We start from the raw sequence: 15,833 nt of genomic DNA on the forward strand, positions 1-15,833 counted from the left end.
CGCATGTTCTGTCGTATTCGGGGCTATTTATCCACCTTGCGCAAGCAGCATATCAATCTTTTAGAGGCTCTCGTTGCATTGTTCTCGGGACATCCTGTGTCGCTTGAACCTCAGCCTGAGTAGTTACATCAGATCATAGGCTTCCATTTGGACAAGATCGAGGGCTGCTGTGCCACAGGTCGTCGTCTTCACCGAAAAGTGATGATCGGTGAGGATAGAGTCTAGCCTATCAGCAACGATTCGATCGTCTTCAACTAGCAAAATTCTCATTTTGAATCCTACAAGTTGTCATCCAACGTTTCCTGAAATTAATCAGCCTGATGCCGTCCGTTGCAATGCCGTGAACTGCAACTTTACTCCTCTATAATGTTCATCCTAATCACTTTAATTGTGAATGTTGTGGAGAATTGTGAATCTTAAGAAGGATGGTGAATCTTATAGAGTCCACTATGGGATCTGTGGTTGTTTGAAGTCGGAGGCCAGCGGAGTAGGCAGCGAATACTCAACGGTGGAAGAATAAGCTTGGAAGATCTGATTACTCAAACGGGTTGGTGCGCTCTATCCATTGGGATCTCACCCAAAATACAAAATGAGGGGGAGTCATTGACAATTCTCTTGAAAGGCGATGCTCAATGGCGCTGTGTGCGACAGAAAGTGACTCCCGATCTACGCTCTAGCTGTACGCTAATGCTCTAGCTGTATGCTATCTAACGCGCTAGCCGTAAGCTAAGGTAGCCTGTGGCCGCAGTATGTTAAATAATCGGTGATGACCTCAGCTTCTCTGGGCACTTGAAACCAGTATCCTTGACCAAACTCACACCCTAACAACTTGAGTTGGGCCAGTTGACCCTTGGTTTCAATCCCTTCTGCGACTAACGGTAACCCCAGGGTTTGACTCATTTGCACGATCGCAGTCAAAAGCTTGAGCTTAATGGGAGTATCTTGTAAATGTGACAAAAAAGAACTGTCTAACTTGAGGGTGTCGATCGGCAACTGATGGAGATAGCTCAGCGAAGAATACCCCGTCCCAAAATCATCTAGACTAATTTGCACCTGAAGTTGTTGGAGGGCCTGTAAATTTTTCACTACAACTGGCAGGTTTTGCATCATTTTGCTTTCAGTAATTTCTACCTTAAGCGATCGGGGAAGCAGTTGTGTTTCGTCTAACACGACTTTGAAGTATGGCAGTAAATCAGGCTGCTCAAATTGACTCGCAGAAAAATTGACGCTAATAAAAAAATCGCTATTGACAACCCCCTGCATCTGCCATTGTCTTAGCTGTTGACAGGCCGATCGCAACACCCAACGATCGAGCCGCAACAGGGATCCCGTCTGTTCCATCACCGGCAGAAACTCAGTGGGAGCCAACAACCCCTGTACAGGATGGTTCCAGCGCAACAGTACCTCCAGGCCATGAACGGCTCCTGTTAGCAAGTGCACGATCGGCTGATAGTACAGTTTAAATTCACCATTGTGAATCGACTGCCACAGACTCGCGTCTCCATCCTGGGACAAATGGCTGAAGTCTCGTGGACGAGAAACGGTGAATGCTTCTGGGTGAGCAACAAACTGAGACATATACCTAGGGGAAAGTCCCAACCATGAAGGAACATTGAAAAGAACGACGACTAGAAAGCTGGCCGAAAACGTCAGTACAGTCCTACTCCCAAAGCAGATTGGAGGAGAAGCGTCCAATGCTTGTCATAGAGGGCAATTACTCTAGTGGAAATAACTCTACTTGCAATGACTCTAATGGCAATGACTCCAGATGACTACAAAAAGTTGCCATTAAAAAAAATATTGCTACTACCCAGTCTAGACTCCGCTCAGTTGGCTAATTGAGCAAGGGAACTGTAGAGAGCCAACGAAATATAGATGCTTTACACCTCACAATAAAAGCTAGGATTGACGATATTTCATGGAACTCGAGCCTACACTGACATTAGTTCTATAAGAGTAAAAGCGTGACATCATTTCAATGTCACACTGGATGTAGATTGCTAGATACCTGAGAGAATTCAACACAGACTAAGCAAGTATGCATATTTTCCTCTCATAAACAATATCGCATGTTGCTATTGAGAGTACCATCCCTGATGGAATGTTTAGTCGGAAATTTAGTTCGTTTCAAGGGAAAGTTAAAGAAGGTGAGATTGGATTGGGAACCTACCTGTAGAATCAGTCCAATGACTCAAAATGACTCAAAATGACTCAAGATAAGGCTTAAACAACTGACTGTTTTGGATAGAATCCATCGGGAATTGTTGCTGTAATCCATCCTGAGAGCTCATTTTTAAGATGGATTCTCGAATTTGGCTCAAAGCCTTGCAGAATCAAAGCTCTAACCATAGATTTCAAATAGGCTCTACTAGGCTCTATATCGTTTCCTGATTGCTAGTTTTTATCCATGATGAATTCCTCTAACGATCCTTCTGATCTCGATTCACTGACATCCCTTTCCCAAAAGCGTAAACGAGGCGTTCTTCTCAGTATTCAAGGCTGGCAACGGATCCAAGCAGCAGAGGCCAAGGTTGCGTTGCAGGAAAATGCTGGTAAACCGTTGACGCTTGAACAGCTCAGCGATCGGAGTGGCCTGAGTACAAAGACACTAACCAAGGTTCGCCAACGGCAAAAACCGGTGGATGTCTTAACGCTGCAAACCTATTTTCAATCTCTGAATATTAATCTCGAAGCCAATGATTATATTGCTGAGATTGAGAATGAGTCGAGTAGTCCCTTGGCCCCGCCTCAAACATGGCTGACAGGGCAGTTACCCCCGGATTCGCCGTTCTATATTTTCCGTCCACCTGCGGAAAATATTATTTTTCGGGAAATGATGCAACCCGGCTCCTTGATTAGAATCAAAGCCCCTCGACAGTTTGGCAAAACCTCCCTTGCAGCCAAAGCCATCAGCCATGCTTCCGAGCACGCCTTCCGAACCGCCGTCCTGAGCCTCCAGATGGCCGATCGGCAAATTTTTAGTGAATTGGATCGCTTTCTGCAATGGTTTTGTGCGGCCTTGAGTCGTTGTTTGGGTGTCCCGAATCGCTTAGATGCATTTTGGAATCCCCTGTTTGGAAGTAGCTATAGCTGTGACGACTACTTTGAAAATTATCTGCTAGCCGGATCTGAGCAGCCCCTATTAATTGTCTTGGATGAAATTAATGTGCTGTTTCCATACCCAGAGATCGCAACGGATTTTTTTGCGCTGGTACGGGCTTGGTATGAACGATCGCGCCATAATCCCACCCACAACCAAGCTTGGCAAAAATTGCGGTTTATCTTGATCTACTCCACCGAGATTTTTCTAACTCTGAACGTGCACCAATCCCCCTTCAATGTCGGGGTGATGATTGACCTGCCTGAATTTACTTTGCCCCAGGTGCAAACCCTAGTTCTGCGCTACGGAATTACTGCGGTCGAGTCCTGTGCGCTAGAACTTGTTGAGCTTTTGGGCGGTCATCCCTTTTTAACACAATTGGCTTTATTTCATTTAGGAACCGGTAAGCTGAGTTTGGAAGATTTGCTGCGTACTGCGATCGCGCCGGACAGCATTTTCCAGAGCCACTTCAATCAGCAGTTACATTATCTAGAAAGTATGGCGGATTTGAAAGAGGCGATGCGCCAAGTGGTTTTGACACCTAACGGGGTTGAACTGTATCCCACGATCGCCAGTAAATTATACGGAGTGGGCTTAATTCGTTTCCAGGAACAGCGATCGATCCCTTTCTGCCAACTCTATCAGCGGTTTTTTGAAAAAATACTGAGTTACTAAAAATGCTCAGTGACTAGAAATACTCAGTAACTAGAAATACTCAGTAACTAGAAATACTCAGTGACTAGAAATACTCAGTGACTAGAAATACTCAGTGACTGAAGCATTAAGTTGCCAAAGGGTTGAAGCAATAGCCCTCACTCATCTGGATTTTAGGCAGTCAATTTGCTCAGTCAATTTGCTCAGTCAATTTGCTCAGTCAATTTGCTCAGTCAATTTGCTCAGTCAATTTGCTCAGTCAATTTGCTCAGTCAATTTGCTCAGTCAATTTGCTCAGTCAATTTGCTCAGTCAATTGGTGTAGTTCATTTGTTTGATACTGGATCAACCAAGGCGAAGACGGAACAGCTTCGCCCGATCGGGCTGCCCACAGAATTCCCGATCGGCCTGCCCGCAGAATTACTGAATGTTCGCCCTGCCTTCCAACGATTGGAAACTTTCTAACAGTTGGATAGATACCGGCATCGGTGGGTTGGGTACTTTAGGAGTAGTTGAAAATTTCTGTAGTTTCTCTCTCGATGGGTGATGGACATTCGTTATGGACATCAGGGTTTATGCATCTTCCAGTCTTTGTAACTGGTAATCAATTCAAATGATCGCCCCAGGGAAACGTCATGATTTATGTCCTCCAACATTTGGTTGTTCGCGCCCTTCTCGGCGTATCCAGTTTCTATGAATGAGCCGAATTTGCATCTACCTGAACCGATTGCTGCTGCTGCTACGATCGAGTCAGAGGTTGAAGCCTTATCTCTCAACGAGATTGCTGATCTTTCCATTATTGAGTTGCCGTTCGATCCCGATCGTCCCAAGATTCGAGAGGAATCGTCCCTCGTTTCTGCGCGGCACAGTTTTGCTTCATTTTTGGATCCTTTAACAGCCGATCGCTTTCGCGAAGTGGTTCATGATGTGGAACAGAAATTGCGCATCGTCAATCAAACCCTATCTTTGTTGGATATGCAGGGGTTTGACTCCATTCTGGAGGAAATGCTAACGTCCATTACCCAAAAAACTGGGGAACTGCTGAATGCCGATCGCACAACCATCTATCTATTAGATGAAGCCAAAAATGAACTCTACACCACCCTCGTTTCCAGTGCGGATGGACGGAATCGAGAAATTCGGTTTCCTGCGAATCAGGGCATTGCCGGAGAAGTGGCAACCAGTAAGCGATCGGTGAATATTCCCTTCGATGTGTTTGATGATCCCCGATCGCACCAAGCCAAGTTGCAGTACAAGCAGACGGGCTATCGCACCTATACGATGTTGACCTTGCCCCTGCTGAACGAAGTGGGCAATTTGGTGGCCGTGGTGCAGTTAATCAATAAATTGCAACCGTCTTCCATGGCGTCTGCGTCTTTATCCTTAGAGCAGCGTATTGATCTCCGGGGATTCACCGATGCAGATGAACAACTGTTTGAGGAATTTGCTCCTTGCATTCGGCTGATTTTGGAATCCTCGCGATCGTTCTACATTGCGGCACAAAAACAGCGGGCTGCCCATTCGTTAATGATGGCCACCCATTCCCTGGGGCAAAGTCGCTTAGATCTGGATGAAACCCTCAACCGGGTCATGCATGAAGCCCAGCATCTAATGCACGCCGATCGCAGTACCCTGTGGTTGATCGATCGGGATACGGAGGAAATTTGGACGCGCATTCCCCTAGCGGATGGGACTCAAAAAGAAGTGCGGATTCCCATTGGCACAGGCTTTGCAGGACAAGTGGCCGCCACGGGGGAAACGATTAATATTCCCTTTGATTTGTATGATCATGTAGGGGCAGAGACGGCTAAACAAACCGATCAGGCGACGGGATATCGCACCTGTAGTCTGCTCTGTATGCCAGTGCGGAATGCCGATGGCAATCTAATTGGGGTGACGCAACTAGTCAACAAACGCAAACAAGGGGACTATGCACCCTATGACCCTAAAACTTGGCCCCAGGCTCCGGAATGTTGGCGCGCCAGCTTTCATCAGAGCGATCAGGATTTTATGCAGACGTTCAATATCCAAGCAGGGGTAGCGCTGCAAAATGCGCAGTTGTTTGAAACCGTCAAACAACAGGCTCAACTGCAACGGGATATTTTGCGATCGCTGTCCAATGGGGTGATCTCCGCCGATCGGGAAGGCAAGATTATTGCCGCCAACGAAAGTGCAAAACGTCTTTTAGGATTCAATGAGCGAGCTGCGCTGGAAGGCCAAAACATTACCGATTTGCTGCATATTGAACGGGGGAATTTCCATCGTTGGTTCCATGCTGCCTCCAATCCCAGCATTCCCAAGGAGCGTCAACAGTATTATCCCGATCAAACCCTGATGCCCTTATCCGGGAGTGAATACCGTAGTGTTAATTTAGCCATTAATACGATCGCTTCCCCCGACGATCCCAATTACGTGCGGGGAGTGTTGGTGGTCATGGATGATATTAGTGATGCAAAACGGCTGAAAAGCACGATGTATCGCTACATGACCCAGGAACTGGCAGAGCAGATTCTGGATAATCCGGATGCCGCCAAGATGGGGGGCGATCGCAAGGAAGTATCCGTGCTGTTTTCCGATATTCGCAGCTATACCACCTTGACCGAAAGCCTGACGGCGGAGGAAGTGGTGGAAATGCTGAATGAATATTTTGAAGTGATGGTGGAAGCCGTATTTGTCCATAAGGGAATTTTGGATAAATACATCGGTGATGCCATCATGGCGGTATTCGGTTCGCCGTTGCCTTTGTTAGAACACCAATGGATGGCTGTACAAACAGCGATCGAAATGCGGCAGCGATTGGTGGAATTTAACCAAAGGCGGGCGGGTCGAAATCAACCGGAGATTCGCATTGGGATTGGCATCAACTCGGATACGGTGATTAGTGGCAATATTGGTTCGAGTAAGCGCATGGAGTTTACGGCGATCGGGGATGGGGTCAACCTGGGCTCCCGGTTGGAAAGCACCAGTAAGCTCTATGGCACCGACATTGTGATTAGCGAAAGCACTTACCGTCCCTGCGCCGATCGCATTTGGGCACGGGAGTTAGACTTTATTCGGGTCAAAGGGAAGAGTCACCCTGTGGCGATCTATGAATTGATTGGCTTAGCTTCCGATCCGATTTCCGATCAACAGCACCGGGTGATTGATCATTACCACCGGGCGCGGGCGTTTTATCTACAACGCAAGTTTGCCCAGGCGATCGGGCAATTTGCGGCGGTGCTGGAACTCGATCGGTTTGACCAAGCAGCGGCTTTGCACATTGAACGCTGTCGCCATTGGCTCACCAATCCGCCCCCGGATGATTGGAGCGGGGCTTGGATTCTTACGGAAAAATAATCCCCAATGAATACTTTCAGGGATGACGGGGGCGTTGAGTCCCCTGCCCTGGCCAGTCAACTCATAGGGGTTCACTACAACGTTGCTGGCGTTTCATCCCGCGTTATTTTTTCAACGCCCAATCGTAGGAGCGACAGGACCAGAATCAGTAAAAAGATCACCAGCCCGATCGTACAACCATAGCTAATATTCAACTGCTGAAACGCTTGGTTATACACATACAACACCACCGTAGAAGACGCATTATTTGGCCCCCCATTGGTCATGATGAAGACTTCTTCAAACACTTTGGTGGCGGAAATCGCAGAAATCACCGACACCAGCAGCAAATAAGGACGCATTAACGGCAGTGTGATATCCCAGTGCTTGCGCCAACCGTCGGAACCATCGATCGCGGCTGCTTCATACAGATCCGCAGGAATCGCTTGGAGCCCTGCCAGATAGATCACCATGTAGTAGCCCAGCCCTTTCCACACCGTCACCGCCATGACACTCCAGAGGGCTTGGTGGGCATCCGTCAGCCAGCCGATCGCCGGAATTCCCAGGGCTTGTAAGGCTTGGTTCAGTAGCCCATTGCTGGAATACAGCCACTTCCAGGCAATCCCCGCCACCACCATCGAAATCACCACCGGTGTGTAGTAGGCCACCCGAAACCACTGTACGCCGCGTAATTTCTGATTGACTAAAATCGCCAGCCCCAGCGGCAGCGTCACCAACAACGGCACCACCCCCATTAAGTAGAGCAGGGTATTGCGCAGCGATCGCCAAAAAATTTCATCCCGGAGCAAGCGCTGAAAATTCTTCAGGCCCACCCACTGGGGATCACCGATCAGATCGTACTGCGTAAAACTGTAGTACAGGGCTTGCAGAGCGGGATAAAACACTGTCAGCCCCAGCATGGTCAGTGCCGGGAGCAAAAACAAATAAGGCGTCAGCCCCTTGAGGAGGTAACGCCCGCGATCGCGTTGGACATCGCTTTTCACAAAAGTCATTGATTCAAAAAAGTGCCGCAGAAGGATTAATCCTCATCCACTTCTACCACCCGCTTGATGGCACGCCGAGGGGGCAACACCTGAACCCGACGCCGAGACGAAGTCGCCGCCGTGGGGGCAGAGGGAGGCAGATAGAGAGGATAGTCATCGTGAACCACCTCAATTGTACGGGGCCGGTTCTGCCGGGACAAGAGCGTAAACATGCCAACTAGGGCGATCCCGCCCCCAAAGGTCAGCATCATGCCCCCCAAGGCCCAAGGTAATCCCGAAATAACCGAAGTCGTTGCTTGATCGGCGGCGCTGGGAGACGGCATCGGCTGGGGCACCGGAGCAGTGGCCACGGGTTGCGGGGGTTGAATGGAGGCCGTTTTGAGTTGGGCGGTAAGGGTATCAATCACCGCCTGTTGGCTGCGGAGTTGGGCTTGCTGCTGCTCAACCTGGGCCTTGAGGCTCTCCAGCTTAATATCCCACTTGGCTTTTTCATAGTCACTATCGCCACCGCGCCCCACGGTTGCATTGGTGGAGGCTGGATTTGTCACGGGGGGCAAGGGGAGTGGGCTGTTACCAGGAGTGATCCCATTATTGCCGAGGGACATTTGGGGAAATTGGGGGATTTGGGGAGAAGACAGGTTGGGTGCCCCGATCGTAATTCCGCCCCGCATCACAATTAACGCGGCTAAACCGGCTAGCGCTGCTCCTCCTAGGAAGGATGTTGTATCACTCATTGCCTTTGCTCTACCTCTGGATTGAATGGGTTGTGCGATCGCTCAATACGCCAAAACCTAGACTTTGCAGCCACTTCACCAGTTAAAACGAGTGCAAGTTAAAACCAGTGCCAATTAAAACGAGTGCAAGTTAAAACGAGTTAAATTGACGAGTTTTAAACGATGGGCCTTCTCTAAATCATGGACTTTGACCAAAAATGTGACGCAATCCAGGCAAACTTCAAGTCAGCCACCGCATTATAGTGCAGAGTCTGAAAAAGAAAACACTCGAACCATATGATAGCCGCAGTTTTAAATTTGGCACCCCTCAATGGGAAATAAAAATGGGAAATAAAGTGAAATTTTTCGAGGGGGAAACTTTGCGGCGTGCAACTTTGCGGCGTGCAACTTTGCGGCGATCGGCTCCAGCCTTACGCGCTGCGGTACTGGCAAAGCATCACCCCGAACCATTGCTGGGCATCCATCCAAGTTTCGAGGGCGACGAGGCCCTTGGTGGCTAGCTGCTGCGTCAGGGGGGTGAGGTTAAATTTGCGGGAAATTTCGCTCAGGATGGTTTCGCCAGCGCTGAACGCGATCGTCAGATCCAGGCTCCGTAAGGTCACGGTTTGATCGACCAAGCTTTCCAGGTGCATTTCGATCTGGTGCAGGTTGGGGTTGTAGATCGCACGGTGCCGGAATTGGCTGAGGTCGAAGTTCCCGTCAAAGCGGCGATTCAGGTGGCGCAGCATATTGAGGTTAAATTCTGCGGTGACGCCCTGCCGATCGTTATAGGCCGCTTCCAGAATGGAGATCGGTTTTTGTAGATCCACGCCGAGTAGGAAAAAGTCACCGGGAACCAGGGCTTGGGTGACGCGATCGAGGAAGTGATCACAGTCCTGGGGATTTAAGTTTCCCAAGGTGCTGCCGATGAAACAAATCATGCGCTGGGGCAGGGGATTGGGCGGCAGTTGTTGCAACGCCAATTCGTAGGTGCCGACGAGTCCTTGAATGTGCAGGGTAGAATAGTCTTGGATCAAAGCTTGGGCGCTGAGTTCTAGAATGCTGGCACTGACATCGATCGGGCAATAGATGAGGGGCAGTTGGGCTTGTTCGTAGGCATCCAACAGCAACCGTGTTTTGGTGGAACTGCCGCTGCCCAGTTCAACAATTTCGCAGGCTCCGGTTTTGGCCGCGATCGCATCCGCACAGGTTTTAAAAATGGTGGTTTCCGTACGGGTTAAGTAATATTCTGGTAGATCGCAAATTTGCTCAAAGAGTTGTGACCCTTGCTCATCGTAAAAATAGCGGGGGGGTAAGGTCTTTGGCGTTTGGGTCAGCCCTTGGATCACGTCTTGCCCTTCGGCCTCCGTGGGTTGCACTGCACAAATGAGATGGTGAATCTGAATACGATCGCCCAGCGTGAAATCGAATGCACGATCGGGGGCTAGCGTCCCGAATGCTGTTGTTCCTGGTTCTGCCCCATGGTTTGTCGGTGCGTAATTTGGGTGATGGTGTTCCGATTGGGAATGGGGTGTTTGATTCGTGGAAACAGCAGTCATGGTCTTTTTACCTCATGCATCATCCGTTCATGTCCGCCCATTCTCGCACAAATGTTCTAATCCTTGCCTGAAAGGAATCTGAGCCAGGGCTGAGAATTGAACCGGATGACCCAGGATTGTCGATCGGTTAAATGACCGTTAACGTTAGGGATTGGAGCAGTAAGTTGTGGCAGTAATTGGGGCAAGCGATCGATCGCGCCAAATTAGCGATCGCGCACACAACGGAAGCCTGCAAAGATTTCCCGTACCCAAGGGTGGTACCAATTGCGGAAGGAATTGCGCATGGCCCAGGGGCGGGTGGCCCAACTGCCGCCTTTGAGTACCCGGTGGGCTTGGTCGAAGTAGGCTTGGGAATAGCCGCGATAGGGGAACGGCTCAAACCCGCCATAGCCATCGAACCAGGAACTCGTCCATTCCCACACATTCCCCAGTAAGTCAACACAGCCCCCAGCGCTCTGGGATGCCTGGAATTGGTTAACTGGCGTGGTGTTAGCAAAGTGGTGGCTGTGGTTGGCCCGATCGCCCGTTGGCCAAGCTTCCCCCCAGGGAAACGATCGACTGACTCCCTTAACCCCATCCCAATTGGCGGCTTTTTCCCATTCCGCTTCCGTGGGCAGGCGTTGACCCGTAAATCGGGCATAGGCATCGGCTTCGTACCAACTGACCCCGCAGACGGGATGGCAGTCGTAGGCCGGATTGTCTACCCAGTAACGGGGTTGGGCGATCGGGGCTGTTTGGGCTTGCGTTTGCAACCATTGCCAGCCGTCGGGATGCCAGAACTCCGATCGTTGGTATCCACCGGATTCGATAAATGCGCGGTATTGCCCTTGGGTGACGGGATAGGCGTCAATGCTGTAATCCGGCAGATCAACCCAATGGCGGGGCGATTCGTTGTCGATCACTTGGGGGCCATCGAGTCCCATGGCAAATGGGCCTGCGGGAATTGTTACCTGCTTAGGGAATAGGTTGGATGCTGCTGTCAGCGGTGGGCGCGATCGAAATCCTTGGCCCTGGAGAGCGAGAATAATGGCGATCGTTTCGCAATGTTGGCTTTCATGTTGCAGCAGGAAATGCCAGAGACGAGCCTGTTCCGTAACCGGGGCTTGGTCGAGATAGGCAAAGACCCGATCGCGAATGGTTTGCAGGTAGGCCAAAATGTCGGGTAAGTCCGGTAAATGGACGCGATCGCGCTTGGGTAAACCATCCTGGGCATAGAGTCGCCGTAATTCTGGCCAGGGTCGCGGTTGTTGCGCCAGCTGTTCCAAAATCCACAGGGCTTCAGTGTAGCCAATGTGACCCAAGTGCCACCCGATCGGGCTAAAGTCTGGGTGGGCATAGCAACATAGCGTTTCCCGATCGATGGCCTCAAACAGTTGCAACGTCAGCGATCGGCATTGTTCCATGGATTGCCGGAACCATTGTCGCAGGGATTCCGGAGTGACCCCTGCTTCGGTGGAAAATCCCAATGGTGGTTTACAGGAGATTGAGGGATGCGGTAGCCATCGATCGATCATGGTTAATGGTTAATACACTCAATTCATCTAAAGCTTGCCAATCCCCTGCATGGCAAGGTTCTGAAGCAATCAAAGTTGCCTTTTTTTCCTGGAGCCAATAGAGGGTGGGCACGATCGCCCGACTGGCATAGCGAGAGGCCACCATTTGTTGACCATCGCTGATGATGATATTGGCAGAAAAATGGGTGTTGTGATCCTGGCTCAATTGCACCAGTTCTTTCAATGTATGGGTTAATGCATCCGTTAGATTAGCGCTGACTGAGAATGCATCGAGAAATAGCGCAAAAATATGTTCGGAATCGGTGAGGCCGTGGATGGATTGGTAGGCCCGATCGGAGAGGCGATCTCGGATAGGGCGATAGAGGGTTTGGCGAAATTGCTCGATGTAGCCGTTGTGAACGAAGAGAAGATTGCCGGATTGGAAGGGCTGGCAGTTGCTGAGATCCACCGCAAGGCCGGGGGTGGCGCTGCGGACATTGGCAAGAATGCAGCCCGATTCCACATAGCGGCTGAGGTTCGCTAAATTCAAGTCGCTCCAAATGGGCTGGATGCTGCGATAGGTGTAGGGTTCGGCAGCTTTGGTTGCATGGTACCACCCGACTCCAAACCCATCGGCATTGAGTAAACCAGCGGTCATTTCCTTGGGTTGGTAACTCTGCACCATCAAGGAGTGGTCGGGTTCGAGCAGGAGTTGATCCAGTTGGACAGGTTCGCCTAGGTAACCCAGAATTCGGCACATAGGGGCACAGGGAACGGTGGAAGTGTAAGGGATTGTTTCCCATCTTGACACAGGTTCCAGCAAGTTGCCGATCGTTTTTGCCCTTGTTCCTAATGCCGTGTTCTGGAAGATGGCGGGGTTGCCAAGCTCTATGCCCGATCCCTTCCTTGGCCCACACAAATTTCCCATTCCCGCTAGCCACCCTGATAGAATAGCCCTGCGCTCCACCTTTTTGGGTGTTACGTAGTTCATAGCACGATCGGCGGCTGGTCAGTGATCGAGGGCGGATACGTTTTGTTATGGGGAAATCCATCCTACGTTGAGAGGGGTCGTGATTTTCAAATTTCCGATTAGTTGAAATTCATCACAATTGATTTGTTTGGCAATTTTGTGAATTGATTCAAATCAAAAACAATAAGACTAAATTCTGAATCATTAGTCCCAGTCATTCACCATTATTAGAATTGTCTATTTGTCGTTGTTCTTAACGTTCGCTAAAATGATGACTTATGAGTTGATTTATTGATATTTTACATCCCCATGCCTTCTGTCGCACTTTCTGCCTTCCTTGAAGCGGCCCGATCGGGTCAACACCTCCTCAGCTTCCCCACGGATACCGTTCCAGCCCTCGCTGCCAAACCCGAAGCAGCCCCCTTGATCTACCAAGCCAAGGAACGTAGTTTTGACAAACCCTTGATCCTCATGGCTGGGGACATGGATGATCTCTGGCCCTATCTGCTAGGCTCCGAGACCGATCGCGCCACCTGGCAGCAAACCATGGAGCACTACTTCCCCGGTGCCCTTACCCTGGTGCTACCCGCCAGCGATCGCGTGCCTCCGCAGATGAATCCCCGCAGCCCTGGCACGATCGGCGTCCGAGTGCCCGATAATACCGTCGCCCGATCGATTCTGCGTCAAACTGGTCCCCTGGCGACCACCAGCGTGAATAAATCCGGTCAACCGGCCCTGCTGGATCTCACCACGATCGCCCAGGAATTCCCCGAGGTGTTTCTGCCTTCCCCAGACGCACTCGCTGAACTGCAAGCCACCCCCGCCGATCTGACGGCTTCCGGCATTCCCTCCACGGTCATCCGCTGGACAGGCACCACCTGGGAAGTCCTGCGCCAAGGTGCGATCGTAGTTCCCATCCAGTCCTAACTTCCAGCGTTTGCTTCCCATCGGATCGGGAATCCCGCATTCCTCTACGCCCCCAAACTCCCCTCCCTCGCTACAATAGAGAACAGTTCAACGATCGCGAGAGAGACGCCATGATTCCAACCGTAATTGAACAATCCGGTCGCGGGGAACGCGCCTTTGACATTTACTCGCGTCTGTTGCGCGAACGTATTGTTTTTCTGGGTTCCGCTGTAGATGCGGAGGTTGCCAACCTGATTGTGGCGCAACTGCTGTTCCTAGAGTCTGAGGATCCTGAAAAAGATATCTACCTCTACATCAACTCCCCCGGTGGCTCTGTATCCGCTGGGATGGGCATTTACGACACCATTAAACAACTGCGCCCGGACGTTTGCACCATCTGCGTCGGCTTTGCAGCCAGTATGGGAGCTTTCCTCCTCAGCGCCGGAACCCATGGGAAACGCATGAGCTTGCCCCACTCTCGCATCATGATCCACCAGCCCCTCGGCGGTGCCCAAGGTCAAGCGACGGATATTGAAATCCAAGCCAAGGAAATCCTTTACATCAAGTCCCGCCTCAACGAACTCCTGGCGGGTCATACTGGCCAGCCCCTGTCCAAGATCCAAGAAGACACCGAGCGCGACTTTTTCATGTCCGCTGAGGAAGCAAAGGAATACGGACTAATTGACCAAGTGATTCGTCGGCAACCCTCTGCGTCCCAACCGACGCTGGTTCAGTAGGGCTTTCCCGATCGCCTAACGATCTCCAAAACGAGTTCTAAGTCAGTTCTAAATCCCCACCCCAGGTTGACTCCTAGGCGTGGGGATTTTGCTGTGCGGATCGATCGCGTTGTACGGGTGCCCGATGATACATCAACTAATTTATAAACTACGGATTGACATGGCCACTGGTTGACTCGTAGTCTGGTTTGTCAGAGCGGTTGCATGGACATCCTTCTTTCGTAAGACGGTTTGGCATGAAGCATGGAGCCGCTGGGATCCTGAAAATTTAGGGCACTACCCTTTGTTGTACCACCAACTCCGGGTAGCTATTCCCCCTCGCTGGAGAAGCAGCAAGGAGGCTTGATGAGGATTTTAACATCTGACCGAGCCACTCTTGTTTGTGATGTCAAACGGGGTGGCTCTAAATTTTTGGGCTTTCTTCCAACATGCAACAGGAGAAGCGCAAAATGTCTCAAGGTTCTAGCGACGATCGCGATCGCTCGATCGAACGGTTTCGTCCATACTTTCGGTTACAGCTTTTCGGGACAAAGGAAACGGTACAGTCCATCATCAACCAATTGCATTCGATTGGGTTTGTGGATAGGGTTTACTGGGGGAAACCCATGCCTGTTCCTGGGATAGAGGGTGAATGGGTCAGCGTTCTGCAACGCCATTGGTAAAAACGCCATTGGTAAAAACGCCATTGGTAAAAACGCCGTCGGCAAAAACGCCGTTGGTAAAGCGGATGCAACCCGCTACGGCCTAGGCCATAGTTGGTTTCTGGGTCTGTAGCGGGTTACTAGGTCTGTAGCAAATTACAGTCATCTTTTAGATCAACCGCCGATAGCGTTTACTTAAGCATTGCTGAATTAATTGCTATTTGTATCCGACACTAATGGTAATTTCCTCGATCTCCCCTTCCTCAATTCTCATTCAATATTCTTCATTCTCAATTCTCTCGCATAGCAATTTCAAAACTGCCCTGCGATCGCTGCATAAATCGCCCAACTCCGTCGTGGAACGATCTGGCTGTGAGGCATCGTCTATTTGACCTGCCCCTTAGCCAACGTTTTTGTTTTAGGTAATAACCAAAATAATTGCAATTATAATTAGTCTTAACGCTGGTGATACTCTAGAAATTAATAACGGGAGTATTCAGATTTACGGTGCATTACCCACCGCCCGCATCTTTAATCTCCCACATCTTTAATCTTTAGTGGACTCGGTAACCACATTATCTATCACACATTATCAAAGGTAGCTCCGCGATCGACTGCGGTGGACCCAAGTGTTTGGACAAGATCTAATGAAAGTTAAGCTCTAAGTGTAACGTGAGCTCAGCTAGCTCATAGATCAAAAGAGATCGATCTAACCAATGCTTCAGTTAATCAAACTCATTGT

The 15,833-nt window shown here is 50.2% G+C and carries 13 protein-coding genes; 6 read left to right on the top strand and 7 right to left on the bottom strand.

Translation table 11 applies throughout. From position 1 onward, the window contains the following. Positions 1-123: 123 nt before the first annotated feature. Both H6G21_RS25020 and H6G21_RS25025 read right to left on the bottom strand, forming a co-directional pair. Positions 124-270, bottom strand: a complete 147-nt coding sequence (locus H6G21_RS25020; RefSeq protein WP_190577328.1) for a response regulator — start codon at positions 268-270, stop codon at positions 124-126. 456 nt (positions 271-726) lie between these two features. Continuing rightward, positions 727-1,578, bottom strand: coding sequence for an EAL domain-containing protein (locus tag H6G21_RS25025; RefSeq protein WP_190577329.1), 852 nt, complete (start codon positions 1,576-1,578; stop codon positions 727-729). Positions 1,579-2,407: 829 nt separating this feature from the next. Here H6G21_RS25025 and H6G21_RS25030 point away from each other — a divergent pair. The 3 genes from H6G21_RS25030 (at position 2,408) to H6G21_RS25035 (ending at position 7,089) form a co-directional block, all read left to right on the top strand. Continuing rightward, entirely contained in the window at positions 2,408-3,775 is a 1,368-nt protein-coding gene (locus H6G21_RS25030; RefSeq protein ID WP_190577330.1) for an AAA-like domain-containing protein, read from the top strand. 308 nt (positions 3,776-4,083) lie between these two features. Continuing rightward, entirely contained in the window at positions 4,084-4,218 is a 135-nt protein-coding gene (locus tag H6G21_RS26130) for a hypothetical protein (protein ID WP_277875338.1), read from the top strand. A 177-nt stretch (positions 4,219-4,395) separates the two neighbouring features. Next, positions 4,396-7,089: an adenylate/guanylate cyclase domain-containing protein gene (locus tag H6G21_RS25035; protein WP_242042049.1), complete on the top strand. Its 2,694-nt coding sequence runs from the start codon at positions 4,396-4,398 to the stop codon at positions 7,087-7,089. Positions 7,090-7,163: 74 nt separating this feature from the next. On the opposite strand, the gene H6G21_RS25040 is transcribed toward H6G21_RS25035, so the two are convergent. The 5 genes from H6G21_RS25040 to egtC form a co-directional block, all read right to left on the bottom strand. After that, on the bottom strand, positions 7,164-8,081 hold the full coding sequence (locus H6G21_RS25040) for a sugar ABC transporter permease (RefSeq protein ID WP_190577331.1): 918 nt from the start codon (positions 8,079-8,081) through the stop codon (positions 7,164-7,166). 26 nt (positions 8,082-8,107) lie between these two features. Then, on the bottom strand, positions 8,108-8,806 hold the full coding sequence (locus H6G21_RS25045) for a hypothetical protein (protein ID WP_190577332.1): 699 nt from the start codon (positions 8,804-8,806) through the stop codon (positions 8,108-8,110). Positions 8,807-9,216: 410 nt separating this feature from the next. After that, complete coding sequence (gene egtD, locus H6G21_RS25050) at positions 9,217-10,344, bottom strand: L-histidine N(alpha)-methyltransferase (protein ID WP_190577333.1); 1,128 nt, start codon at positions 10,342-10,344, stop codon at positions 9,217-9,219. 203 nt (positions 10,345-10,547) lie between these two features. Further along, the gene (locus H6G21_RS25055) at positions 10,548-11,810 is read right to left on the bottom strand and encodes an SUMF1/EgtB/PvdO family nonheme iron enzyme (protein WP_242042050.1); all 1,263 of its coding nucleotides are present in this window, start codon (positions 11,808-11,810) and stop codon (positions 10,548-10,550) included. 7 nt (positions 11,811-11,817) lie between these two features. Continuing rightward, on the bottom strand, positions 11,818-12,597 hold the full coding sequence (gene egtC / locus H6G21_RS25060; RefSeq protein ID WP_190577334.1) for an ergothioneine biosynthesis protein EgtC: 780 nt from the start codon (positions 12,595-12,597) through the stop codon (positions 11,818-11,820). Between the two features lie 519 nt (positions 12,598-13,116). On the opposite strand from egtC, the gene H6G21_RS25065 reads away from it, so the two are divergent. The 3 genes from H6G21_RS25065 (at position 13,117) to H6G21_RS25075 (ending at position 15,112) form a co-directional block, all read left to right on the top strand. Beyond that, positions 13,117-13,734, top strand: coding sequence for an L-threonylcarbamoyladenylate synthase (locus H6G21_RS25065; RefSeq protein WP_190577336.1), 618 nt, complete (start codon positions 13,117-13,119; stop codon positions 13,732-13,734). A gap of 38 nt (positions 13,735-13,772) precedes the next feature. Then, positions 13,773-14,450: an ATP-dependent Clp endopeptidase proteolytic subunit ClpP gene (gene clpP / locus H6G21_RS25070; RefSeq protein ID WP_347278070.1), complete on the top strand. Its 678-nt coding sequence runs from the start codon at positions 13,773-13,775 to the stop codon at positions 14,448-14,450. A 449-nt stretch (positions 14,451-14,899) separates the two neighbouring features. Beyond that, complete coding sequence (locus tag H6G21_RS25075; RefSeq protein WP_190577338.1) at positions 14,900-15,112, top strand: hypothetical protein; 213 nt, start codon at positions 14,900-14,902, stop codon at positions 15,110-15,112. Positions 15,113-15,833 lie beyond the last annotated feature (721 nt).

The organism is Alkalinema sp. FACHB-956 (genome assembly GCF_014697025.1).
Classification (GTDB): Bacteria; Cyanobacteriota; Cyanobacteriia; order Leptolyngbyales; family Leptolyngbyaceae; genus Alkalinema.

Bases quoted from the DNA above. Each gene is read 5' to 3' on its own strand.
- H6G21_RS25020 (WP_190577328.1), bottom strand. From the start codon at position 270: ATGAGAATTTTGCTAGTTGAAGACGATCGAATCGTTGCTGATAGGCTA.
- egtD (WP_190577333.1), bottom strand. From the start codon at position 10,344: ATGACTGCTGTTTCCACGAATCAAACACCCCATTCCCAATCGGAACAC.
- egtC (WP_190577334.1), bottom strand. From the start codon at position 12,597: ATGTGCCGAATTCTGGGTTACCTAGGCGAACCTGTCCAACTGGATCAA.
- H6G21_RS25025 (WP_190577329.1), bottom strand. From the start codon at position 1,578: ATGTCTCAGTTTGTTGCTCACCCAGAAGCATTCACCGTTTCTCGTCCA.
- H6G21_RS25065 (WP_190577336.1), top strand. From the start codon at position 13,117: ATGCCTTCTGTCGCACTTTCTGCCTTCCTTGAAGCGGCCCGATCGGGT.
- H6G21_RS25045 (WP_190577332.1), bottom strand. From the start codon at position 8,806: ATGAGTGATACAACATCCTTCCTAGGAGGAGCAGCGCTAGCCGGTTTA.
- H6G21_RS25075 (WP_190577338.1), top strand. From the start codon at position 14,900: ATGTCTCAAGGTTCTAGCGACGATCGCGATCGCTCGATCGAACGGTTT.
- H6G21_RS25030 (WP_190577330.1), top strand. From the start codon at position 2,408: ATGATGAATTCCTCTAACGATCCTTCTGATCTCGATTCACTGACATCC.
- H6G21_RS25035 (WP_242042049.1), top strand. From the start codon at position 4,396: ATGTCCTCCAACATTTGGTTGTTCGCGCCCTTCTCGGCGTATCCAGTT.
- H6G21_RS25040 (WP_190577331.1), bottom strand. From the start codon at position 8,081: ATGACTTTTGTGAAAAGCGATGTCCAACGCGATCGCGGGCGTTACCTC.